At 59.6% G+C, this 20,526-nt stretch carries 22 protein-coding genes; 10 read left to right on the top strand and 12 right to left on the bottom strand.

Features of this window, described 5'->3' with window-relative positions; all coding sequences use genetic code 11:
• Nucleotides 1–86: 86 nt before the first annotated feature.
• Both QOM10_RS28495 and QOM10_RS28490 read left to right on the top strand, forming a co-directional pair.
• Nucleotides 87–2,063: a methyl-accepting chemotaxis protein gene (locus QOM10_RS28495; protein ID WP_127930216.1), complete on the top strand. Its 1,977-nt coding sequence runs from the start codon at nucleotides 87–89 to the stop codon at nucleotides 2,061–2,063.
• 219 nt (nucleotides 2,064–2,282) lie between these two features.
• A complete protein-coding gene (locus QOM10_RS28490; RefSeq protein ID WP_316917310.1) occupies nucleotides 2,283–3,497 on the top strand; it encodes an aldose 1-epimerase family protein in 1,215 nt (404 codons plus the stop codon).
• On the opposite strand, the gene QOM10_RS28485 is transcribed toward QOM10_RS28490, so the two are convergent.
• The 3 genes from QOM10_RS28485 to QOM10_RS28475 all read right to left on the bottom strand — a co-directional run bounded on the left by QOM10_RS28485 (nucleotide 3,494) and on the right by QOM10_RS28475 (nucleotide 5,817).
• Nucleotides 3,494–4,987 carry a YifB family Mg chelatase-like AAA ATPase gene (locus QOM10_RS28485; protein WP_316917309.1) on the bottom strand — a complete coding sequence of 498 codons (1,494 nt, stop codon included), beginning with the start codon at nucleotides 4,985–4,987 and terminating at the stop codon, nucleotides 3,494–3,496. The two genes, QOM10_RS28490 and QOM10_RS28485, sit on opposite strands and share 4 nt — an antisense overlap.
• Nucleotides 4,988–5,159: 172 nt before the next feature.
• Complete coding sequence (locus QOM10_RS28480) at nucleotides 5,160–5,330, bottom strand: hypothetical protein (protein WP_167351291.1); 171 nt, start codon at nucleotides 5,328–5,330, stop codon at nucleotides 5,160–5,162.
• Between the two features lie 34 nt (nucleotides 5,331–5,364).
• Complete coding sequence (locus tag QOM10_RS28475; protein WP_316917308.1) at nucleotides 5,365–5,817, bottom strand: N-acetyltransferase; 453 nt, start codon at nucleotides 5,815–5,817, stop codon at nucleotides 5,365–5,367.
• A 970-nt stretch (nucleotides 5,818–6,787) separates the two neighbouring features.
• On the opposite strand from QOM10_RS28475, the gene QOM10_RS28470 reads away from it, so the two are divergent.
• A complete protein-coding gene (locus QOM10_RS28470; RefSeq protein ID WP_224790075.1) occupies nucleotides 6,788–7,000 on the top strand; it encodes a HigA family addiction module antitoxin in 213 nt (70 codons plus the stop codon).
• On the opposite strand, the gene QOM10_RS28465 is transcribed toward QOM10_RS28470, so the two are convergent.
• Both QOM10_RS28465 and QOM10_RS28460 read right to left on the bottom strand, forming a co-directional pair.
• The gene (locus QOM10_RS28465; protein WP_150749832.1) at nucleotides 6,995–7,516 is read right to left on the bottom strand and encodes a Bro-N domain-containing protein; all 522 of its coding nucleotides are present in this window, start codon (nucleotides 7,514–7,516) and stop codon (nucleotides 6,995–6,997) included. The genes QOM10_RS28470 and QOM10_RS28465 overlap by 6 nt on opposite strands.
• Nucleotides 7,517–7,880: 364 nt before the next feature.
• The gene (locus tag QOM10_RS28460; RefSeq protein WP_008086041.1) at nucleotides 7,881–8,141 is read right to left on the bottom strand and encodes an accessory factor UbiK family protein; all 261 of its coding nucleotides are present in this window, start codon (nucleotides 8,139–8,141) and stop codon (nucleotides 7,881–7,883) included.
• Between the two features lie 414 nt (nucleotides 8,142–8,555).
• On the opposite strand from QOM10_RS28460, the gene glnK reads away from it, so the two are divergent.
• The 4 genes from glnK to sutA all read left to right on the top strand — a co-directional run bounded on the left by glnK (nucleotide 8,556) and on the right by sutA (nucleotide 11,340).
• Nucleotides 8,556–8,894, top strand: a complete 339-nt coding sequence (glnK, locus tag QOM10_RS28455; protein ID WP_002555808.1) for a P-II family nitrogen regulator — start codon at nucleotides 8,556–8,558, stop codon at nucleotides 8,892–8,894.
• Between the two features lie 38 nt (nucleotides 8,895–8,932).
• On the top strand, nucleotides 8,933–10,270 hold the full coding sequence (locus tag QOM10_RS28450) for an ammonium transporter (protein ID WP_007920417.1): 1,338 nt from the start codon (nucleotides 8,933–8,935) through the stop codon (nucleotides 10,268–10,270).
• A 215-nt stretch (nucleotides 10,271–10,485) separates the two neighbouring features.
• The gene (locus QOM10_RS28445) at nucleotides 10,486–10,911 is read left to right on the top strand and encodes a secondary thiamine-phosphate synthase enzyme YjbQ (protein ID WP_160042311.1); all 426 of its coding nucleotides are present in this window, start codon (nucleotides 10,486–10,488) and stop codon (nucleotides 10,909–10,911) included.
• Between the two features lie 102 nt (nucleotides 10,912–11,013).
• Nucleotides 11,014–11,340: a transcriptional regulator SutA gene (sutA, locus tag QOM10_RS28440; RefSeq protein WP_007920420.1), complete on the top strand. Its 327-nt coding sequence runs from the start codon at nucleotides 11,014–11,016 to the stop codon at nucleotides 11,338–11,340.
• Between the two features lie 170 nt (nucleotides 11,341–11,510).
• Here sutA and QOM10_RS28435 read toward each other — a convergent pair whose 3' ends face one another.
• Genes QOM10_RS28435 through lptM form a run of 6 tightly spaced genes read right to left on the bottom strand, consistent with a single transcriptional unit; the run spans nucleotide 11,511 to nucleotide 16,120 of the window.
• Nucleotides 11,511–12,218 (bottom strand): HAD-IA family hydrolase, encoded by a 708-nt coding sequence (locus tag QOM10_RS28435; RefSeq protein ID WP_316917307.1) that lies wholly within the window; start codon nucleotides 12,216–12,218, stop codon nucleotides 11,511–11,513.
• Nucleotides 12,215–13,114, bottom strand: coding sequence for a tyrosine recombinase XerC (xerC, locus tag QOM10_RS28430; protein WP_160042307.1), 900 nt, complete (start codon nucleotides 13,112–13,114; stop codon nucleotides 12,215–12,217). The genes QOM10_RS28435 and xerC overlap by 4 nt, the downstream gene beginning before the upstream one ends.
• A 2-nt stretch (nucleotides 13,115–13,116) precedes the next feature.
• Complete coding sequence (locus QOM10_RS28425) at nucleotides 13,117–13,842, bottom strand: DUF484 family protein (protein WP_127930209.1); 726 nt, start codon at nucleotides 13,840–13,842, stop codon at nucleotides 13,117–13,119.
• A 13-nt stretch (nucleotides 13,843–13,855) separates the two neighbouring features.
• Entirely contained in the window at nucleotides 13,856–14,686 is an 831-nt protein-coding gene (gene dapF / locus QOM10_RS28420; protein WP_008084573.1) for a diaminopimelate epimerase, read from the bottom strand.
• A gap of 3 nt (nucleotides 14,687–14,689) precedes the next feature.
• A complete protein-coding gene (gene lysA / locus QOM10_RS28415; RefSeq protein ID WP_064389521.1) occupies nucleotides 14,690–15,937 on the bottom strand; it encodes a diaminopimelate decarboxylase in 1,248 nt (415 codons plus the stop codon).
• Nucleotides 15,938–15,946: 9 nt separating this feature from the next.
• Nucleotides 15,947–16,120 carry an LPS translocon maturation chaperone LptM gene (lptM, locus tag QOM10_RS28410; RefSeq protein WP_007911098.1) on the bottom strand — a complete coding sequence of 58 codons (174 nt, stop codon included), beginning with the start codon at nucleotides 16,118–16,120 and terminating at the stop codon, nucleotides 15,947–15,949.
• Between the two features lie 329 nt (nucleotides 16,121–16,449).
• Between lptM and cyaY the strand changes: the two genes are divergently transcribed.
• From cyaY to rnk, 3 genes are all read left to right on the top strand, one after another.
• Complete coding sequence (gene cyaY / locus QOM10_RS28405) at nucleotides 16,450–16,782, top strand: iron donor protein CyaY (RefSeq protein ID WP_077575013.1); 333 nt, start codon at nucleotides 16,450–16,452, stop codon at nucleotides 16,780–16,782.
• A 4-nt stretch (nucleotides 16,783–16,786) separates the two neighbouring features.
• The gene (locus tag QOM10_RS28400) at nucleotides 16,787–17,008 is read left to right on the top strand and encodes a DUF1289 domain-containing protein (RefSeq protein ID WP_134175979.1); all 222 of its coding nucleotides are present in this window, start codon (nucleotides 16,787–16,789) and stop codon (nucleotides 17,006–17,008) included.
• 146 nt (nucleotides 17,009–17,154) lie between these two features.
• Entirely contained in the window at nucleotides 17,155–17,574 is a 420-nt protein-coding gene (gene rnk, locus QOM10_RS28395) for a nucleoside diphosphate kinase regulator (RefSeq protein ID WP_016985881.1), read from the top strand.
• A gap of 6 nt (nucleotides 17,575–17,580) precedes the next feature.
• Here rnk and QOM10_RS28390 read toward each other — a convergent pair whose 3' ends face one another.
• Complete coding sequence (locus QOM10_RS28390) at nucleotides 17,581–20,424, bottom strand: class I adenylate cyclase (RefSeq protein WP_150749828.1); 2,844 nt, start codon at nucleotides 20,422–20,424, stop codon at nucleotides 17,581–17,583.
• Nucleotides 20,425–20,526 lie beyond the last annotated feature (102 nt).

Below are 20,526 nucleotides of genomic sequence, written 5' to 3'. Positions count from 1 at the left end.
GTGCCGGTATCCACGATTCACCCCCACTATTAAAAATTATCCGAGCTGCGATCAAGGAGGATCGGAAAGTTCGGCCAGGAGCTGTCATGTCTCAACCTCGCGCTCGGATCGCCTCACAGTTAGGTCTCGCCCTCGCCGTGATACTGGCGATAGTCATCAGTGGCAGTACGGTGTTCGCCCTGCGTTCGCTGGATTCCGCAAACCTCGCTACCCGTGAAGAGCATCTGGCCAGTGAGGCGCGGCTGCTGGCCGACCAACTGAGCACCTTTCACGGCACGCTGCGTGAAAGCACCCAGCGGCTCAGCGGGTTGTTCGAAAAGCGCTTCAGCGCGGGTCTGAGCATTCACCCGAGTGAACCGGTGACGGTGGCCGGCACCCAGACCCCGGGCCTGCACCTGGGCAGCGAAGTGTTGAACAACAACTTCAAGGAAGTCGACGAGTTCAAGCAGATGACCGCCGGCGTCGCCACGCTGTTCGTGCGCAGCGGCGAAGACTTCGTACGGGTCAGCACCTCGCTGACCAAGCAGGACGGCACTCGCGCCATTGGCACCTTGCTTGACCACGCGCACCCGGCGTACGCGAAGTTGATGGCGGGGCAGAGCTATGTCGGCCGCGCGTTGCTGTTCGATCGTTCCTACATGACCCAATACACCCCGGTGCGCGATGGCAGCGGCAAGGTGATTGCGGTGCTGTTCGTCGGCTTCGATTACACCGATGCTCAAAACGCCCAGTTCGACAACCTCAAGCGCTTCCGCATTGGCCAGACCGGCTCGCTGGCGCTGCTCGATGAGCAGAGCAAATGGCTGGTTGCACCGGCAGGTGTGCAGGCGTTGGATCAAGCGATTCCAGTGATCAAGGATCTGGCGAAATCGCCGGGCAAAGGTCAGTTCTGGGGCGACAAGTCCGAAGATTTCTACAGCGTCGCGGTGCCGTTTGATGGTGGCCCGTGGTCGGTGGTAGCAAGCATGCCGAAAGCCGAAATCCGCGCAGTGACGTGGAGCGTCGGTACGCAACTGGCGATCGGCAGTCTGTTGGCGATGCTGCTGGCGGTCGGTTCCGTGGTCTGGTTGCTGCGTAGCAAACTGGCGCCACTGAGCGATCTCGTCCGTCAGGCGGAAGCCTTGGGCGCCGGTGATCTGAGCGTGCGCCTGAACGTGTCGAGCAACGACGAAATCGGTCAGCTGTCCCGCGCGTTCAACCAGATGAGCCAAGCGCTGTCGACCATGGTCGAGCACATTCGTCGCTCCTCGGAAGAGGTCAACAGCCGTGCCCAGGCCCTGTCCGGTTTGTCCGGCGGTGCCTATGAAGGCATGGAGCAACAGTCCGGCGAAATCACCAGTATGGCCGGCGCAGTGGAAGAGTTCAGCGCGACCTCGCTGAACATTGCCGACAACATGGGCGCGACCCAGCGTCTGGCGCAGGAAAACGCCCAGCAAACCCAGATTGGCCGCAGCTCGATGGAAGAAGCGTCGTCCTCGCTGGAGCAAATCGCTGGCGCCCTGAACAGCACCGCCAGCGTGATCAACACCCTCGGTCAGCGTTCGCAGGAAATCGGCGGCATCGTCGGTGTGATCACCTCGATCGCCGAGCAGACCAACCTGTTGGCACTCAACGCTGCGATTGAAGCGGCCCGTGCCGGCGAACAAGGTCGCGGCTTTGCCGTGGTAGCCGATGAAGTGCGCAGCCTGGCCTCGCGTACCCGCCAGGCGACTGATGAAATTTCCAGCATGATCCACAGCATCCAGCAGGAAACCGGCAACGCCATCAGCACCATGGAGCAGGGCAATGTGCTGATGCAGGAAGGCTTGTCGCGCAACGCCAACGTGGCGTCGGCGCTGGCGCGTATTGACGAGCAGAGCCGTTCGGCGGGGCAGCAGTTTGCCGCGATCACCACGGCGACTCAGGAGCAGAGCAGCACTGCGACGTTGTTGAGCAGTAATTTGCAGAGCATCGCACTGGCCAACAGTGAGCAGCGTGAGGTTGTGTCGAACCTGGCTGTTACCGCCAAGGAGCTTGAGAAGCTGGCGGCGGATTTGCGTTCCGAGGTTGATCGCTTTCGTTGATGCGCCTTTGAAATAGCTTTCGCGAGCAGGCTCGCTCCCACAGTGTTCGGTGTGATTCACAGATTTTGTGAAGACCCGGATCCCCTGTGGGAGCGAGCCTGCTCGCGATTGCATCACTGAAGATCTCCGGCAGAACAGGCGATCTGTCGATCTAATACACTTGCTGAAACGTTTCCGCAGCGCTATAAAAATGGCACAACTCCAATAAAGGCTGCTGCCATGACCCCGCTCAAACTCGCCGTCGCCCTCGGCGCCTTCACTGCTGCTTCCCACGCCATGGCCTGGGATTACGTCCTTCTCGATACCAACAAGCCCGCAGAAAACTGGAGCATCACCAGTGAGCAGATCGGTGTGAAAACCGACAAACCCTTCTCCGTAAGCCTGCGTACCTTGCACGGTGGGCGGCAGGAAGGCGTCAGCATTGTTGATATCGATAACGGCACGATGAAACTCTCGGTGGTGCCAACCCGAGGCATGAATGTCTTGCAAGCTTCTGTTGGCAATGTACGCATGGGTTGGGATTCGCCGGTCAAGGACGTGGTCAACCCAGCCTTCATTGAACTTAACGGACGCGGTGGGCTGGGCTGGCTGGAAGGTTTCAACGAGCTGGTGACCCGCTGCGGTTACGAGTGGGTCGGCCATCCCGGTATGGACAATGGTGAATTGCTGACCTTGCACGGACGCGCCGCCAACATCCCGGCCAGTACGGTCATGCTGCACATCGACGAAAAGCCGCCCTACGCCATCAGTCTGCGCGGCGAGCTGAAAGAGCAAGCCTTCAAGAAAGTCGATTTCTCGGTCGTCACTGAACTGGTCACCGAACCTGGCAGCGTGCGCTTTGCACTCAACGATACGCTGACCAACAACGGCGACTATCCGAAGGAATACCAGGCGCTGTATCACAGCAATTTCAGTACGCCGTTCCTCGAGCAGGGCGCACGTTTTGCTGCGCCGGTAAAACAGGTTTCGCCGTTCAACGACAAGGCCAAGGGTGATCTGGCTGACTGGCAGACTTACCGCGCGCCGACCAAGGACTACGACGAAACCGTCTACAACGTCGTGCCCTATGCCGACGCCAAAGGCGAAACCCTGACTGTTTTGCACAATAAGGCCGGCAGCCTCGGTGTTTCTGTTGGCTTCAATACCCAGCAGTTGCCGGTGTTCTCCCTGTGGAAAAATACCGACACTCAAGGCCAGGGCTACGTCACCGGGCTGGAGCCGGGCACCAGCTTTTCCTACAACCGTCGCTATCAGCGCCCGCTGAATCTGGTGCCGACCATCGCATCCAAGGAACACAAACAGTTCCAGATCAGCTACAGCCTGCTCGCAGACAAAGGCGCTGTGGATAACGCCTTGAAGCGCGTGACCGAGATTCAGGCCGGGCGCGACACCGAAGTGCGGCAGACGCCGTTGGTGGATCTGACCGAGCATTAAGGTGTCGCCGGCCGGTATTGCAGTGCCTCGGCCAGGTGCTCGCGTTTGATTGCATCGACTTGCTCAAGGTCTGCCAGAGTGCGGGCGACCTTGAGCAGGCGATGGGCCGAGCGCAGCGAAAGCGTCAGGCGTTCACAGGCTGACTCCAACCAACTCTCATCGGTTGTGGATAACTTGCAGTGTTTTTTCAGTCCTGGCAGATCGAGAAACGCGTTGGCGCAGCCTTGACGCTTTTGCTGTCGTTCGCGAGCCTCGGCTACCAGTGCTGCGGCGCTGGCGCTGTCCTCGCCGGGTTTAATTGCCGGATTCAACGCCGTCGCCTCCCGCGCCACCGTCAGGTGCAGATCAATCCGATCCAGCAACGGCCCCGATAGCTTGTTGCGATAGCGCTGCACCATGTCCGGTGTGCACGAGCACTTGCCGCTGGGCTCGCCAAGATATCCACAAGGGCAGGGATTCATCGCCGCCACCAACTGGAAGCGTGCCGGAAAACGTACGCGATCCTTGGCCCGGGCTATCACGATGAATCCCGACTCCAAAGGCTCCCGTAAAACCTCCAAAACCTTGCGATCAAATTCCGGCAACTCATCGAGAAACAGCACACCATGGTGGGCGAGGGTGATTTCGCCAGGTTGCGGTTTTGAGCTGCCGCCGACCAGTGCCGGCCCGGATGCCGAGTGGTGCGGTTGACGGAAGGGACGCTGCGGCCAATGGGTCAGCGGTGCGCCACTGGCGACGGACTGAATCGCCGCCACCTCCAGTGCTTCACTCTCGGCCAGCGGCGGCAACAGCCCCGGCAGGCGACTCGCCAACAATGTCTTACCCGTCCCAGGCGGCCCGCTGAACAGCAAGTTATGGGCGCCCGCAGCAGCAATCAGCAGCGCTCGTTTCGCCGCCACTTGTCCCTGCACTTCATTCAAGTCGGGATAAGGCTTGCTGGCATGCATCAACCCGTCTGATACATAGGGCTCAACCGGCGTATGCCCATTGAAATGCGCCACCGCCTCCAGCAAATGATCCACCGCAAACACCTTCAACCCCGAAGCCAGGCACGCCTCCTCGGCATTCGCCCGCGGCACCACCAACGCACGACCCGCCTTGCGCGCCGCCAACGCTGCCGGCAACACCCCGCGCACCGCCCTGACTGCGCCGGACAACGCCAACTCACCCAGACATTCCACATCATCCAGCGTCAGACACGGCACCTGCACACTCGCCGACAGAATCCCCAAGGCAATCGCCAGATCAAACCGCCCGCCATCCTTGGGCAGATCCGCCGGCGCCAGATTCAAGGTGATCCGCCGCGCCGGAAACTGCAGCCCGGAATTTATGATCGCGCTGCGCACCCGATCCTTGCTCTCCTTCACCGCCGCCTCGGGCAGCCCGACCATAGTCAGCGACGGCAGACCGTTGGCCAGATGGACTTCGACGGTGACAGCGGGGGCTTCCACGCCTATCTGGGCGCGACTGTGGACGATGGAGAGGGACATGGTCGTTCCTTGAGCTGAATCGGGGAGCCGCTTCCTGCGGGTTTTTTAAGGGTAGTCTGGGGAGAGGGCGTTGGTCGGACAGTTTTAAGGGCGAACTTTCACTGGATGTTGCTGAAGGCACTAATCCTCAGGCATAAAAAAACCGCCTGTTTGGCGGTCATTTTTGCGGTACTCAGGTTCCACCACCGGCGAGCCAGCCATCGGGCTCCATTTCCTTGCCATAGGTAGCGGCCACTTTCAGAAAATGCCGCTGACTGGCTGAAACTCTGTCCGGCAAACCGAGTGTCTCGGTACCTGGTTTGGAAACCCGTGCCGGTTGGGTTTTCTGCTTCTTCTGCTTCATAAACACCTCACGTGCCGGGATGCTTGATTCGATCTTATTGGTCGTCCAATGGAAAGACAAGGCGACCGGTTGTATCAAAATAAAATCCCAGCGTTTGATAGTAAGGGATGGCACCTGAATCTGGCTCTTGTACTTCGATTTGTGTGCACCCCAGCTTCCGGGCGTAGAACTCTGTTGTCAGCAATGCCATAGGAGCGATCCAGCCCCGCAAGATATTCGTCTTGCAGGTGTGTCCCTGCAAAAGGACGATTTTCATGCAGATCGTGCTTCTTCGCGGCGTTGCGTAGCACAGTCCGCACAGTTCTTCTTCGTACCAGAACGCCAAGTCCAGCCCTTTTGCATCTTTGGTCTTCCAGTCCAAAACAGCGTCCCATGGATACCCAACGGGGCCGGTCCACTGGTGGAATGCGTTGATTGCTACTGGAGTAATCGGATCGATCCTGAGTGATAGAGCATCAACTCCAGCTGCCAGGGCTTCTGGGTCCATGGACATTGTTTGATGTGCGAGTTTTCGGGATTCAGATTTGAGTGTCTGATTTCGAAGTTCGGTACCTTTGCCTTTTCTTCGCATCGTCTTGTTCTGTGGGATCAATCTGCAGACGATATCGAAGGCATTGATGCTTACGTAATCAGACGTAGGGGACGGTCCTCGTAGGACTGTGCTTGCGTTAGTGAAGGACGTTGGAGATGGCCAGTTCAGGGTGTGAGAGGGCGGAGAGGCAATACTTTATACCGGCATGGATGAGGGTTTTGCGCTGCTCTCGATCGTAAATGAGCTTTGACTCCTGAGCGGTACTGAAGGATCCTCACGTCCGAGGACTGCAACTGCGCATTCGTCGGGACTGGGCATCAGCAAAAGCTCCCCCGCATTTTTGGCAGCAGAGAAAGCTGGTTTCTCTGAAGTAGTGACGACGGGCTAGCCTGTCGGATTCTGAACCCAAGGCCGTAAAGCCAGGAGCTAAAGAATCGCTGCGACTATTCCTCCGAACAAAAAAAGGCGCCCTATGGACGCCTTTTTTATTTTTCACTCAGGACCTTCTACCGGCCAGCGCGCCGCTTGGCTCAAGCGCTGGCCCACATGTAACAGCAACTTCAATAAAACGCCGTTGGTTGGCTGACATATCCCCAGCCAAACGGAGTGCTTCGAGGTGCAAATCAACAATCTGAAATAGCTTTTCCTTCCTCTTCTTATCCTTCACAGATACCTCCATCTTGATGGGCGTATTTCGTTTGCCAATGTAATGACATGCGTAAGGGCTGCGTAACTGGGCGCAGACGCTGATGTTAGTAGGGCCATGCCCTAATAGTTGTAGGACGCCGGCGAAAGGGGGGTGAAGGTCTTGTATCCGGGAGTCGGATGCTCCAGTTTGGCCACTCAACGCAGCCTCTGGAGGCGAAAAATGGACCGCAATGGTATGCGCCCGATTCATCCGGGCGAGGTTCTGAGTAAGTAATTCATGGAGCCGTTGGGCATGACTGTCATGGATCTGGCCATGCCCACGAACTGGCCCGAAAATGAGATCGAAAAGCTTGTGAAATGCCACCTCAGGATCTGCGCCGATCTGGCAATCAGCCTTGCCACTCATCTCAACACTACGCCTGAGTTCTGGATGAATCTTCAGTCGACTTACGATTTGCGCAGGGCCCAGCTCCGGCATGCGGGTTTATAGCGATTGCAGCATCCGCGAAGCCCTTTTCCACCATGGCCCCGTTATTGGGCGCTTGGTCTGTTCCCGTTCCACCACCATCAGCGGCACATCCTGCAACCGTATCCACGGCTGGTTATTCCAGTGCAACAAACTCAACGACATATCCGGCCAACTGAGCAGGCTCAGGTGTGGGCGTTCGCTTGTGCTGGGATGTTGGGCGTCGCGCAGGGTAGGGATGACCTGGTGGGTGATCCATTCGCGCAGTGCCCGGTATTCGGGGCAGTAGTGGTAGACGAGGAGGGCGTAGATGCCGGATTCGCTGATCAGCAGGGTGTTTTCGATCTGCTTGTGGATCAGGGTTTTGCGGGTTTGGTATTGGTCGGGGTCGAGTTTTCGCAGCATGCGTTCGTTGAGGTAGATGTGCAGCAGGCGACTCAGGTCTCGGGCGCAGAACCAGGGTTGGTTCTGGATGAGGAGGGCGTGGAGGGGGAGTTTGTGGCGGGTGAAGATGTAGGGCTTTAAATAGGTTTCTTCCATGGTGCAGTTCTCGAATTCGAATGAAGAAAACTGCCTCTGATCGTCGCCAAACGATAGGGGTGGCAGCTATGCGCAGGTTGGCGAACCGGTGAATCCGGAACCGGCAGACCCTAAGGTCTCCCACGCACAGCCGCCATAATTCGAGATGGGAAAAGTCCCAGGGTCGAACATGGTCGCAATGCGTCGAACTCTATCCAGGTCGCCAAACCCGGTGCTGAACATTCAGCATCGGGTGAGCTTAGAAACCTGGGCTTTTCGGCGCAATCGGACGGCGGTGGTGCAGGTTGTAGGACGTTGCCGGGATGGTTGAAGGGCTGGAGATCAAAAGATCACAGCCTTCGGCAACTCCTACAGGGGGCGCGGATTATTCAGCGGGCGGCGTCAGCTTCGCTTCCATCTCGGCAACCTTGGCTTCAAGGCTTTCGAGGCGAGCGCGAGTACGCGCCAACACAACCATCTGGCTATCAAACTCTTCACGGCTCACCAAATCGAGTTTGCTGAAGGCACTCTGCAGCAGCATCTTGAACTGGCTTTCGATTTCGGCTTTCGGCAGCGGGGTGTCGCCGTTGAACAGGCGGGAGGCGGTGCCGCTCAGGGCGTCGAGGAAGTCTTTGGGCGCGAGCATGGTGAATGTCCTGGAAACAATGGCCGGCAGTGTATCACGCAGTGTCTATAGTCAATCTCGTGGTCAGGGATGCACGCTTTTCGCGCAGGCGGATGGACGGCGACGCACCGTTGTTGTGCGTATCCGGATGGCGTTTTGGGTGCAATGGCTTGCAGCAGCGGCCAAGGGATTGAAATCAGGGGATTTTGGCGAGATGGCAAGGTTTCTGCTTAGTCACCTTCGACCCATGCACTGATGCAGTCGCTGTGACGAATGCAGTGCGGCAGACGGAGCGGGGAGTTTCGTCAGCAGCGGTTAGCTGGCGTCAGTCGGGCAGGTAAGGCCGACGATGCGTTACAAAGCCAGGCACTGCGCTTAGACTTGAGTCGGGTTTGTTTTCCTGGGGCAAGTCCACCAATTCGGGAGAGAGTTTTCATGAAGCTAGTCACTGCCATCATCAAGCCGTTCAAGTTGGACGACGTGCGCGAGTCGCTGTCCGAAATCGGCGTGCAGGGCATTACCGTTACTGAAGTCAAAGGCTTCGGCCGGCAGAAGGGTCACACCGAGCTGTATCGCGGCGCGGAATATGTGGTCGATTTTCTGCCCAAGGTGAAAATCGACGTGGCCATCGACGACAAGGATCTGGATCGGGTTATCGAGGCGATAACCAAGGCGGCCAACACCGGCAAGATCGGTGACGGCAAGATCTTCGTGGTCAATCTGGAACAGGCGATTCGCATCCGTACCGGCGAAACCGATACCGACGCGATTTAACCGCCGCCACAAACCCCAACGCCCCAGGAGAAAACAATATGACTCTGCGTAAATTCGCAGGGCTAGGAGCCCTGTTGTCCATCGTAATGCCAAGCCTTGCAATGGCGGCAGACGAAGTGGCGGCCCCAGTCCTCAATTCCGGCGACACTGCCTGGATGCTGACCTCGACGGCACTCGTGCTGTTCATGACCATCCCGGGCCTGGCGCTGTTCTACGGCGGCATGGTTCGCTCGAAAAACATTCTTTCCGTGATGATGCAGTGCTTCGCCATTACCGGTCTGATCAGCATCCTGTGGGTCATTTATGGCTACAGCATTGCGTTCGACACCACCGGCATGGAGCAGGGCGTCGTCAACTTCAACTCGTTCTTCGGCGGCATGGGCAAGGCGTTCCTCGCCGGTGTCACGCCTTCGAGCCTGACCGGCCCAGCGGCTCTGTTCCCTGAGGCGGTGTTCATCACCTTCCAGATGACCTTCGCGATCATCACCCCGGCGCTGATCGTCGGTGCGTTCGCCGAGCGGATGAAGTTCTCCGCGATGCTGATCTTCATGGGCATCTGGTTCACCCTGGTTTACGCACCGATCGCGCACATGGTCTGGTCCGGCAACGGCGGCCTGATGTGGGACTGGGGCGTACTCGACTTCGCGGGCGGCACCGTGGTGCACATCAACGCCGGTGTCGCCGGTCTGATTGCCTGCCTGGTATTGGGCAAGCGCAAAGGCTTCCCGACCACCCCGATGGCCCCGCACAACCTCGGTTACACCCTGATGGGTGCGGCGATGCTGTGGGTCGGCTGGTTCGGCTTCAACGCCGGCTCCGCTGCAGCGGCCAACGGCACCGCCGGCATGGCGATGCTGGTCACTCAGATCGCTACCGCTGCCGCCGCACTGGGCTGGATGTTTGCCGAGTGGGTCACCCACGGCAAGCCAAGCGCGCTGGGCATCGCTTCGGGTGTGGTTGCCGGTCTGGTAGCGATCACTCCGGCAGCCGGCACCGTGGGCCCGATGGGCGCACTGGTGATTGGTCTGGCGGCGGGCGTGGTGTGCTTCTTCTGCGCCACCACCCTGAAACGCAAACTCGGTTATGACGATTCCCTGGACGCGTTCGGCGTGCACGGTATCGGCGGTATCCTCGGCGCGATCCTCACCGGCGTCTTCGCTGCGCCGGCGCTGGGTGGCTTCGGCACCGTGACCGATATCGGTGCGCAAGTGTGGATTCAGGTCAAAGGCGTGGGCTTCACGGTGATCTACACCGCGATCGTCACCTTCATCATCCTCAAGGTACTCGACGCTGTGATGGGTCTGCGTGTGACCGAAGAAGAAGAGTCGGTCGGCCTCGATCTGGCACAACACAACGAACGCGGCTACAACCTGTAAGTACGCGCATTAAAAAATTTGCCCGGTTCGCCGGGCATTTTTTTGTCCGGAATTTGTCATTCAGAGAGCAGCTGAAAGGATTTTTCGTACTGCTTTGGTCGTGTTTACGACGGGCGTTTTTCTGCGGCCAATGGCTTACATGATTGCAGGAATATTAGGGCCTTTGTTTTTTCCCAGAGCGCGCTAGAATGCGCCCCGAACGTGCGGAGAACTGTATGTGGCAACAGACTCTGATAACCCTGCGGGCACGGCCCCGGGGCTTTCATCTGGTAACGGACGAGTTACTCGCGGGGCTGCCTGAACTCAGGGAGTGCCGGGTCGGTCTGTTGCATTTGTGGCTGCAGCATACCTCGGCGTCGTTGACCATCAACGAGAACGCCGATCCGGCGGTACGTCGCGACTTCGAACGATTTTTCAATCGTCTGATCCCACAAGGAACAGACGGCTATGAGCATAACGACGAAGGCCTGGACGACCTCCCGGCGCACTTCAAGGCCAGCGTGCTTGGCTGCCAGATCAGTCTGCCGGTTTCGGCAGGTCGCCTGGCACTGGGGGCCTGGCAAGGCGTTTATCTGGGCGAGCACCGTGATCATGGCGGTGCCCGAAAAGTCCTCGCCACCTTGCACGGTGAAGGGGCATAAACCGTTGGTCACCAATGGTTACTGATTTTTTAACGGCGACTTTCGACAGTTGCCAAAGCTGGTCTATAACTAATCTGCTTTTCGCAAGTCATGAGGTAGAACATGAGCGACGATGATCTGGAAAACGACGACCTCGAAGTAGGCGACGAAGACGAGGCCGAGGAAGGTCTGGAAGCAGCAGCGGAAGACGTTGCTGACGACGATGGTGGCGACGATACGCCGGCCCCGGCTGCCAAAGGCAAAGCCAAGGCTGCGGTGTCGGTAGACGAGTTGCCGAGCATTGAAGCCAAGAACAAGGAACGCGACGCCCTGGCCAAGGCCATGGAAGAGTTTCTGTCGCGCGGCGGAAAGGTTCAGGAAGTGGAGGCCAACGTGGTCGCCGATCCACCGAAGAAGCCAGACAACAAGTACGGTAGCCGCCCTATCTGAGGCGTGCCGCTGGCTTGCTGAAAAAGCCCGCCGTCGCTGCGGGCTTTTTCATGCCTGAAATTCCGGACGCGCCACGAGTGAGCCTGCTCGCGATAGCGGTGTGTCAGTCCACCTTGATGTATCTGACACACCGCTATCGCGAGCAGGCTCACTCCTACAAGGGAACTGTGTCAGTTCGAGAGGGCATTCCAGCGTGCAAGAACGGCTGGCAAATCGCTCAGGCTACGGATTTCGGCGTCCGGCAAACGGTCCGCTTCCCAGACCTTGCCCGCCGGGTTAAACCAGATCGCCCGCAACCCGGCTTGCTGCGCCCCGGCAATGTCATCCCCCGGATGATCACCTATGTGCACGGCGGTTTCCGCAGTAGCGCCACCGCGCTGCAACGCTTCATGAAACAACCGGGCATCCGGTTTGGCGATGCCGATATCTTCCGCGCACAACGCGAACTTGAAGTAATCCGCCAACCCCAACCGCCGCACATCGGCGTTGCCATTGGTGACTACGCCAAGCGCATAGTGATTGGCGAGAACCTCCAGCACTGGCTCGACTTCAGGGAACACTTCGATCTGATGCCGAGCATGCAGAAACACTTCAAAGCCCTTGTCTGCCAGGTCGGTTGCTTCTCCATGGGCGTACCCAGCGTCTTCCATCGCATGAAACAACACCCGCCGACGTAGCGCGCTGATGCGATGTTTCAACCCCGGCTCACTGGTCAACACCCGCTCACGAATCGCCCACAAATGTTCGACCGGCACGGCGCCCAGATTCGGCGCATGTTCGCTCAGCCATTCGCGCAATACCGCTTCGGCGCTGACGATCACCGGGGCGGTGTCCCACAGGGTGTCGTCGAGGTCGAAGGTGATCAACTGGATGCTCATGAATCATCGCCTTTCATGCGTTTGGCCCGTGGGTGGGCGCTGTCGTAGACCGCCGCCAGGTGCTGGAAGTCCAGGTGGGTGTAGATCTGCGTGGTCTTGATATCTGAGTGGCCGAGCAATTCCTGCACGGCGCGCAGGTCCTGCGAGGATTCGAGCAGGTGGCTGGCGAACGAGTGGCGCAGCATGTGCGGGTGCAGGTTTTGCCCCAGCTCGCGTTCGCCGGCCAGTTTGACCCGCACCTGAATTGCGCGCGGGCCGAGGCGCCGGCCTTGCTGGCTGACGAACACGGCATCGTCCGCCGGGTTGGTCATGGCCCGCAACGGCAGCCATTGTTCGATCGCTTCACGGGCCTTTTTGCCCACCGGCAACAGACGGGTTTTGCTGCCCTTGCCGAGCACTTGAACCATGCCATCGGCCAGATCCAGCTGATCAAGATTAAGCCCGGTCAGCTCTGACAAGCGCAGGCCGGAGGAGTAGAACAACTCAAGAATCGCCTGATCCCGACGTGCGAGAAAATCGTCCTCGACCGCACCTTCAAGCAGTTGCAGTGCACGGTCGGTATCGAGGGTTTTCGGCAGTCGGCGCTCGCCTTTCGGCGGTGCCAGACCCGTGGCCGGATCATGGTTGCAAAGACCTTCGCGATTCAGATAGTGATAGAGCCCGCGTACTGCCGAGAGCAATCGAGCGAGGCTGCGCGAGGATTGGCCCTGCGCATGCAGGCGGGCGATCAGGCTGCGCAGGCGCTGAATATCCAGTGCCGCCCAGCTGCCGATGTTCTGTTTGACGCACCAGCCAAGGACTTTGTCGAGGTCGCGGCGGTAGGCCGACAGCGTGTGCGGCGACACCTGTCGCTCACTGCGCAGGTGTTCGCAGTAAGCGTCCAGTTGCCGTTCCATGCTCAGCGTACCGAGCGCAGGGAGCTGTTGACCCGTGGCAGCACGCGGCCCATGACTTCGGCGATGTAGCTGAGGAACAGCGTACCGACCGAACTTTTGTAGTGCTGCGGATCACGGCTGGCGATCGCCAGAATCCCATGGATGCCTTGATGGCTGACCGCGACCACAGCGGTGGAGCCGATCTGCTTGCGCTGTTCTTCGCCGAAGAGGAAGTCCAGTTCGTGCTCGCGCAGGCTGCCGCTGACGCTTTTGCCTTCGGTGAGCAGGCCGCCGATGGCGACTTGGGCGTCAGCGTGGCTGACCCAACGGCCGACCGGCGCCGGGTTGTCACCGAGCAGGATCAGGCTGACAAAAGGCACCTGGAAATCCTGACGCAGACTGTCTTCGACGCTGATCACCACGTCTTCAAGACTGGAGGCGTCCATCAGGGCGAGGATCAGGCGACGAGTCTTGTCGAACAGGCGATCGTTGTCGCGGGCGACGTCCATCAACTGCGAGAGGCGGTGGCGCATCTCGATGTTGCGGTCGCGCAGAATGGTCATCTGCCGCTCGACCAGCGAAACGGTATCGCCACGCTGGTGAGGAATGCGCATCGCGGGCAGCAGTTCTTCGTGCTCGACGAAGAAGTCCGGATGCGCCTCGAGGTATGCGGCAACCGCTGCCGCCTCCAGGCTCTCGGACGCTGATTCGTCGGACTGTCGGGCGGGTACCTGAGGCTTATCGGTCATGATTTCTGCTCACTCAAAGACGTACTTGTCCTTCGTATACACGCACTGCCGGACCGGTCATCAGTACCGGTTGGCCAGGGCCTGCCCATTCAATGGACAGACGCCCGCCGGGCAGGTCGATCAATAGCGGCGAATCCATCCACCCCTGGCTGATCGCAGCGACAGCCGCTGCACACGCGCCGGTACCGCAGGCCTGGGTTTCCCCGGCACCGCGTTCCCACACGCGCAATTGCGCGCGGTTACGGTCGATGACCTGGAGAAAACCGACGTTCACTCGCGCGGGGAAGCGCGGATGGTGTTCGATTTTCGGCCCCAGTTCATGCACCGGTGCGCTGTTGATGTCTTGCACGCGCAATACCGCGTGCGGGTTGCCCATCGACACGGCGGCCAGTTCGACGGTGGTGCCGTCCACTTCCAGCTGATAGCTGATGGCCTGCGCCGGCGCTTCGAACGGAATGTCCGCCGGCACCAGACGCGGAGCGCCCATGTTCACACCGATCTGGCCGTCGTTACGCACGTCCAGTTCGATGATGCCGCCCTTGGTCTCGACGCGGATCTGCCGCTTGGCGGTCAGACGCTTGTCGAGCACGAAGCGCGCAAAGCAGCGCGCGCCGTTGCCGCATTGCTCGACTTCCGAGCCATCGGAATTGAAGATCCGGTAACGGAAATCCACGTCCGGGTTGCTCGGCGCCTCGACGATCAGCAACTGGTCGAAACCGATACCGGTGTGCCGATCGCCCCATTGCTTGGCGTGTTTTGGCTGAATGTGCGCGTGCTGGCTGACTAGGTCGAGAACCATGAAGTCATTGCCCAAGCCGTGCATTTTAGTAAAACGCAGCAGCATGGGTTACTCCGGCAGCAGGCTTTCGCCGGCAAACAGCTCGGCCACGGTCTCGCGGCGACGCACTTCAAAAACCTGATCACCGTCTACCAACACTTCAGCGGCACGGCCACGGGTGTTGTAGTTGGAGCTCATCACAAAGCCGTAGGCACCGGCCGAATGCACGGCCAGCAGATCGCCTTCGGCCAGGGCCAATTCGCGGTCCTTGGCGAGGAAGTCACCGGTTTCGCAGATCGGGCCAACGATGTCGTATTTGCGCGCAGCGGTGTCACGCGGTTTGACCGCCGTAACGTCCATCCACGCCTGATACAGCGCCGGGCGGATCAGGTCGTTCATCGCCGCGTCGACGATGGCGAAGTCTTTGTGCTCGGTGTGCTTCAGGTACTCGACCTGAGTCAGCAGCACGCCGGCGTTGGCAACGATGAAACGGCCTGGCTCGAACACCAGCGCCAGATCACGACCGTTCAGACGCTCGCGCACGGCTTTGATGTAGTCGGCAGCCAATGGCGGCTCTTCATCGCGATAACGCACGCCCAAACCACCACCGAGATCGATGTGGCGCAGGTGAATGCCGCAGTCGCCGAGGCGATCGACCAGATCCAGCAGGCGATCAAGTGCGTCGAGGAATGGCGGCAGCGTGGTCAGTTGCGAACCGATGTGGCAGTCAACGCCCACTACTTCCAGGTTTGGCAGATGCGCGGCACGCACGTACACGTCTTCGGCGTCGGCAATGGCGATGCCGAACTTGTTCTCTTTGAGACCGGTGGAAATGTACGGGTGGGTGCCAGCATCGACGTCCGGGTTCACACGCAGCGACACCGGTGCGCGAACACCCAGTTCGGCGGCAACCACTTGCAGGCGCTCGAGCTCGTCGGTGGACTCGACGTTGAAGCAGTGCACGCCGACTTCCAGCGCGCGACGCATGTCGTCACGGGTCTTGCCGACACCGGAGAAGACGATCTTGTCAGCGCTGCCGCCAGCGGCCAGTACGCGTTCCAGCTCGCCACGGGAAACGATGTCGAATCCGGCGCCCAGACGTGCCAGGACATTCAGCACGCCGAGGTTGGAGTTGGCTTTGACCGCAAAGCAGACCAGATGCGGCATGCCGGCCAGTGCATCGGCGTAAGCCAGATACTGGGCTTCGATGTGCGCGCGCGAGTAGACATAGGTGGGCGTGCCGAAGCGGTCGGCGATGGCGGACAGCGCCACACCTTCCGCGAACAACTCCCCGCCACGGTAGTTAAAAGCGTCCATGGCGATCCCTTATTGGTAAACGTCGTGCTTGTGTGCTTTGGACGGCTGCTTCTGCGAAGACTGGGCTTGTTCGGCCGGGTCCTGATCGTCATCCGGCAGGTACAGCGGGCCTTTTTGACCACAGGCCGAAACGAGGCAGGCGACCGCGACGAGCGCAGCAAGGGAAGAGATCAGGCGCTTCATGGCGAAATCCTTGAAAATGCGTTAATTGCGCCGGAGTATACCGGCCACCCGGCGGCTTGCCTATGCGAGGGGGTTCCCGTCCGGCGGGGCTTGCCTAAAGCTGCCCGAACCGCCGCAATCTCCTGTAGGAGTGAGCCTGCTCGTGATAGCGGAGTGTCAGATGCCTATATGCTGACTGACACACCGCTATCGCGAGCAGGCTCACTCCTACAAGGGTTTGGTGTCAGGAGTGGGGCAGGGTGCTTGGTCGTTAATCTTTGCAATCGGCCGGCAGCGTCCGTATCTTTCGGCGCTTGAGCCTGATCAGAACATTTTTTGAGGTTGCCGCAATGAGTTTGTCCGAAGCCCGTTTCCACGATCTGGTCGATGAAACCCAGGAAAAACTGGAAGACATCTTTGACGAGAGCGACCTGGATATCGATCTGGAAAGTTCGGCCGGTGTGCTGACCGTCAAGTTCGAAAACGGCTCGCAGCTGATCTTCAGCCGTCAGGAGCCGCTGCGTCAGCTGTGGCTGGCGGCGGTGTCCGGTGGTTTCCACTTCGACTACGACGAAGAAAGCGAGCGCTGGATGTGCGACAAGAGCGAAGAGCAACTGGGCGAAATGCTCGAGCGCATCGTCAAGCAACAGGCTGGCGCTGAATTCGACTTCGAAGGTCTGTGATTCCGTGACTGACACCGCTCCTGTTCGTCCGCCGAAGCCGCTTTACAGCAACATCAGCCCGGCAGTGCCTTCGCCGTGCAGCGGTGTATGCCGGCTGGATGAGCAAAAGGTCTGCCTCGGCTGCTTCCGCCATGTCGAAGACATTCGCGAGTGGCGTTCGGCGGACGATCAACGCCGTCGGGTCATCTGCGCCCAAGCCGCAGACCGCCGCAACTCCTCAATGTAGGAGCTGCCGGGTGGGTGACTTGTATATTTTTTGAGCTGTGATAGTGTCCGAACACGCCTCAACCCATCGAGGCTTGGTGAAAACCCCGTCTTTTTTGGCGGGGTTTTGCTTTTTTTGTGTGCAGAAGAAAGGAGTCTGCCCGGATCATGACCGCACCTTCCATCACCCTTACCCGTCTGGACGTGCAACGTCTGGAGCGCCTGATCGATAGCCTGAACGATAAAGACCAGGCTGCGCCGGGCGTGATTGCGCTGCAAACCGAGCTGGACCGCGCCGATACCGTGGTCGGCCACGATGAAGTGCCCGCCGATGTCGTGACGATGAATTCCCGTGTGCATTGCCGCGAAGAAGGCAGTGGCAAGGACTATCACCTGACGCTGGTCTATCCGAAGGATGCCAACGCCGATGAAGGCAAGATCTCGATCCTGGCTCCGGTCGGCAGCGCGTTGCTGGGCCTGAAAGTCGGTCAGCACATCGACTGGCCGGCACCCGGTGGCAAGACCCTCAAACTGACTTTGCTGGAAGTCGAATCGCAACCAGCCAACGGTGGCGCGTTTCCCGAGTAATCCGCCTCAGACCTGTTCGAGCGCCTCGTTCAGGGCGCGCTCCAGGTCAGCCTTGTAGCGCAGATACAGATTGCTTGAACTTTGCCCGTCACCGAGCAGGCCTGAAAGGTCGAGGTCGGTGATGTAGCAGCGATAGCGTTCGCTGTCGCGGCGCTGCTCGACGATCTCCCGGGCGACCACGCTGAATAGCTGGTCGCCATGTTCCAGCTCGCTGAATTCCCGTTGATTGCAATACAGGGTGACCTGCACTTCGCCCGGTGCGGCTTTGCCGACGATCGCCTGCACGTCGTAGAACGGCTTGTTCACGGGTGTCTGCGGTGCCGGCCGCGCTTCGACCCGGCGCGCGCGTTGCGGGCCCGATGGCAATAACTGGTAATACAAAGTTTCGAGGCGGACATCCGGGCCGGCGTCCATCGGGAGCACGGCTTCGCGGCGGAACAGGATCGATTGCAGGAAGCGCTGCAACGGCACCAGCAGGCTCTGCTCGTCGTGGTAAGGCAAATGTTGTTGCCACAGCGCATTGAACTCATCCAGCACGTACAGCTCGGCCTGTTGCTCGGTGATCCGATAGAACACCTGAATACATTCCGGCTGGCCCATCGGCAGGATCAGTGCGAGGTCGTGATCCTCCAGCGCCATCGGATCCAGATGCAGCGGGCTGTAGCGCGGCTGCTCTTCACCGAGGTAGTCGAGCAGGGCCGGAAGGGTGGCGAGGGCGACGTGGTTGACCTGGCCCGGCACCAATTCCAGCACGTGATAGTGCTGCTGCACCTGGATCAGGTAGCGGTGATTCAAATCGCTGAGCAGCAGATTCTGCGCAGTGTCGATGATTTCCTCGACGCGGCGGGCGATGAATTGCGCGCGGTTGTGGCAGAAACAGCGCACCTTTAGCGTCGGCTGCAATGGTCCGCGCGGCAGATTATTAAGGTAATCGCGCAGGCAATCGAGCAAGGCATGCGGCCCGTCAAAGCGGTTGACCAGCACCTCGTTCCAACTGTTGAGCGTGACCTGATCCAGCGTCAGCACGAGGTTCTCGCGCACGCCGGCGTAACTCAGCGAGTCGGTGCGTTCGGTGGTCATCAGGATGTTCAGGTCGCGGTGATGTTTGAGCGGATCAATACCGACGTTGACCAGAATCAGCACTTCGCTTGGCACAGCGGCACGTAGCAGCGGCTCCTCGGCGACTGTAGGCAAGGGCAGGGCGATGCACTGTTGCAGGCTGCCGAGCAGGTTGAACAGCTCGAACTCGCTCAGGTCGCTGGTGCCTGGATGCAAAGCCAGGCGGGTGCTGCTGTCGATCACGCCGTTGCGGTGGCACCAGGTCAGCAATTCAAGCAATTCGCGGCTGCGCTTGATCGGCGCGAAGTGTTCCCACTCCAGCGCCGTGAGGCTGCCGTTATACAGGCCCCACTGGGTTTGCCCGGGCTCCTTTTTATTGCGCGACTGCACCAGCGTCAGGGTGTCTTCGGCCAGATCCGGGGCGATGCCGGGGTTGATGAACTCGACCTTGTCGGCCTTGCGCTCGAAGGCTGCGTAGAGCCGGCGGCCGAGCACATTGAGATCACGCTTGTTGATCAGGCTGACGGTCTGCTCGGTGCGGGCGAACTGGGTCAGGAAGCGATAGCTGTAGTTCAGCTCATTGACCAGCGCGCGGCGTTCGGCGCTGACCTGGCGGACTTTCCACTGGCTGCGGCTGTCGAGCAGTGTCAGTTGCCGCTGATCCCAATGCCATTCGCTGGCCAGCCGTTCCAGCAGCGAGCGCTGCCAGCTCTGGGTGCGGCTGTTGCCGGTGAGCTTGCGGTTGACCTTCAGGTACAGCGCGCGGCGCACCAGTTCCAGACGTTCCGGTTCGTTGCGCGCAGTGAGATACTCCTCGATGCGCCGGTACACGACCATGTACGGATCCAGCTCATCGAGATCGAGCTGATTGGCGAACACGGCTTTCTTGAAACGCAGGCTCAGGCACCGCACCTGTGGGTGTTCGCTGGCGTAAACCTCGGTCAGCAGCAGTTTGAGTACCGATTTGTACGGTGACTCGATGCCCTTGAACAGTTGCCACAATCCGGCGCCGATGAACTCTCCCGGTGGAATCGTCGCCAGATGGCCGAGATCCAGGGTTTCGTCTGCGCGGATAAAGCGCTTCGACAGCAGGGTATGGGTGTAAAGGTCGTAGGCGGTTTCTTCGTAAACCGGCACCAGCCACCAGATCGGTGTACGTCCGGCCAGCCAGATCGCCGTGCGGTAGAACTCGTCCAGGAGCAGATAATGCTGGGTCGTGCCGCAGTTTTCCGAGCTGAGCTGAGTGTCGCGTTCGCCTTTGACGAAGCGCTCCGGGTCGATCAGGAAAAAATGCGCTTCGGCGCCCTGACTCGCCGCCCAGGCTTCCAGCAGCTGACATTTCTTGCTCAGTTCGGCGAGCTCACTTTCGCTCAGATCCGGCGCGTGGCAGACCCACACGTCCATGTCGCTCTGATCGGCCTGGGCCAGCGTGCCGAGACTGCCCATCAGAAACAGGCCATGAATCGGTCGCGGTGGATTGCTGCCGTGGCGCGGTTTGTAGGAGAACGAGCGGGTCAGGCGTTGGGCTTCAGCGAGTGTATCGGCGTCCGGTTCGTAATTGGATACCCCGGCCGGCGTACTGCTCGAGACATAACCCGGCAGCAGCGGGTGATTGACGTGGAAAAACAGCGGAAGCAGTGTCAGTACGCCTTGTTGGCGTGTCGACAAGCCTTCCAGTGCGCGACCTAAGCGCCCTTCATTGAGTTTGAGAAAGCGCGCACGCAGCTGGCTGAGTACCTTGCGGTCGATGCCTTCGTCCAGGTCGGGGCGGATTTCGTGGGTGCGCGTCATGTCAGCTCAAACCGGCTCGCAAGCTCGGACGAAGAGGGTCTCGGAATGGGAGGCAGTTTAGCCTTTGCGCAGCGGGACTTTTAAGCTGAATTTGTTTTTTGA

Origin of the sequence: Pseudomonas sp. P108, assembly GCF_032613195.1 — a bacterium.
Classification (GTDB): domain Bacteria; phylum Pseudomonadota; class Gammaproteobacteria; order Pseudomonadales; family Pseudomonadaceae; genus Aquipseudomonas.
The sequence above is the reverse complement of the archived record's forward strand: the minus strand, read 5'-3'. Positions and strand labels throughout refer to the sequence as shown.

Coding starts and splice junctions, on each gene's coding strand:
- sutA (WP_007920420.1), top strand. CDS start 11,014: ATGAGCGACGATGATCTGGAAAACGACGACCTCGAAGTAGGCGACGAA.
- QOM10_RS28445 (WP_160042311.1), top strand. CDS start 10,486: ATGTGGCAACAGACTCTGATAACCCTGCGGGCACGGCCCCGGGGCTTT.
- QOM10_RS28485 (WP_316917309.1), bottom strand. CDS start 4,987: ATGTCCCTCTCCATCGTCCACAGTCGCGCCCAGATAGGCGTGGAAGCC.
- QOM10_RS28435 (WP_316917307.1), bottom strand. CDS start 12,218: ATGAGCATCCAGTTGATCACCTTCGACCTCGACGACACCCTGTGGGAC.
- QOM10_RS28490 (WP_316917310.1), top strand. CDS start 2,283: ATGACCCCGCTCAAACTCGCCGTCGCCCTCGGCGCCTTCACTGCTGCT.
- QOM10_RS28495 (WP_127930216.1), top strand. CDS start 87: ATGTCTCAACCTCGCGCTCGGATCGCCTCACAGTTAGGTCTCGCCCTC.
- QOM10_RS28475 (WP_316917308.1), bottom strand. CDS start 5,817: ATGGACCCAGAAGCCCTGGCAGCTGGAGTTGATGCTCTATCACTCAGG.
- QOM10_RS28465 (WP_150749832.1), bottom strand. CDS start 7,516: ATGGAAGAAACCTATTTAAAGCCCTACATCTTCACCCGCCACAAACTC.
- lysA (WP_064389521.1), bottom strand. CDS start 15,937: ATGGACGCTTTTAACTACCGTGGCGGGGAGTTGTTCGCGGAAGGTGTG.
- QOM10_RS28480 (WP_167351291.1), bottom strand. CDS start 5,330: ATGAAGCAGAAGAAGCAGAAAACCCAACCGGCACGGGTTTCCAAACCA.
- QOM10_RS28460 (WP_008086041.1), bottom strand. CDS start 8,141: ATGCTCGCGCCCAAAGACTTCCTCGACGCCCTGAGCGGCACCGCCTCC.
- glnK (WP_002555808.1), top strand. CDS start 8,556: ATGAAGCTAGTCACTGCCATCATCAAGCCGTTCAAGTTGGACGACGTG.
- xerC (WP_160042307.1), bottom strand. CDS start 13,114: ATGGAACGGCAACTGGACGCTTACTGCGAACACCTGCGCAGTGAGCGA.
- QOM10_RS28450 (WP_007920417.1), top strand. CDS start 8,933: ATGACTCTGCGTAAATTCGCAGGGCTAGGAGCCCTGTTGTCCATCGTA.
- QOM10_RS28470 (WP_224790075.1), top strand. CDS start 6,788: ATGGAGCCGTTGGGCATGACTGTCATGGATCTGGCCATGCCCACGAAC.
- dapF (WP_008084573.1), bottom strand. CDS start 14,686: ATGCTGCTGCGTTTTACTAAAATGCACGGCTTGGGCAATGACTTCATG.
- cyaY (WP_077575013.1), top strand. CDS start 16,450: ATGAGTTTGTCCGAAGCCCGTTTCCACGATCTGGTCGATGAAACCCAG.
- lptM (WP_007911098.1), bottom strand. CDS start 16,120: ATGAAGCGCCTGATCTCTTCCCTTGCTGCGCTCGTCGCGGTCGCCTGC.
- QOM10_RS28425 (WP_127930209.1), bottom strand. CDS start 13,842: ATGACCGATAAGCCTCAGGTACCCGCCCGACAGTCCGACGAATCAGCG.
- QOM10_RS28390 (WP_150749828.1), bottom strand. CDS start 20,424: ATGACGCGCACCCACGAAATCCGCCCCGACCTGGACGAAGGCATCGAC.
- rnk (WP_016985881.1), top strand. CDS start 17,155: ATGACCGCACCTTCCATCACCCTTACCCGTCTGGACGTGCAACGTCTG.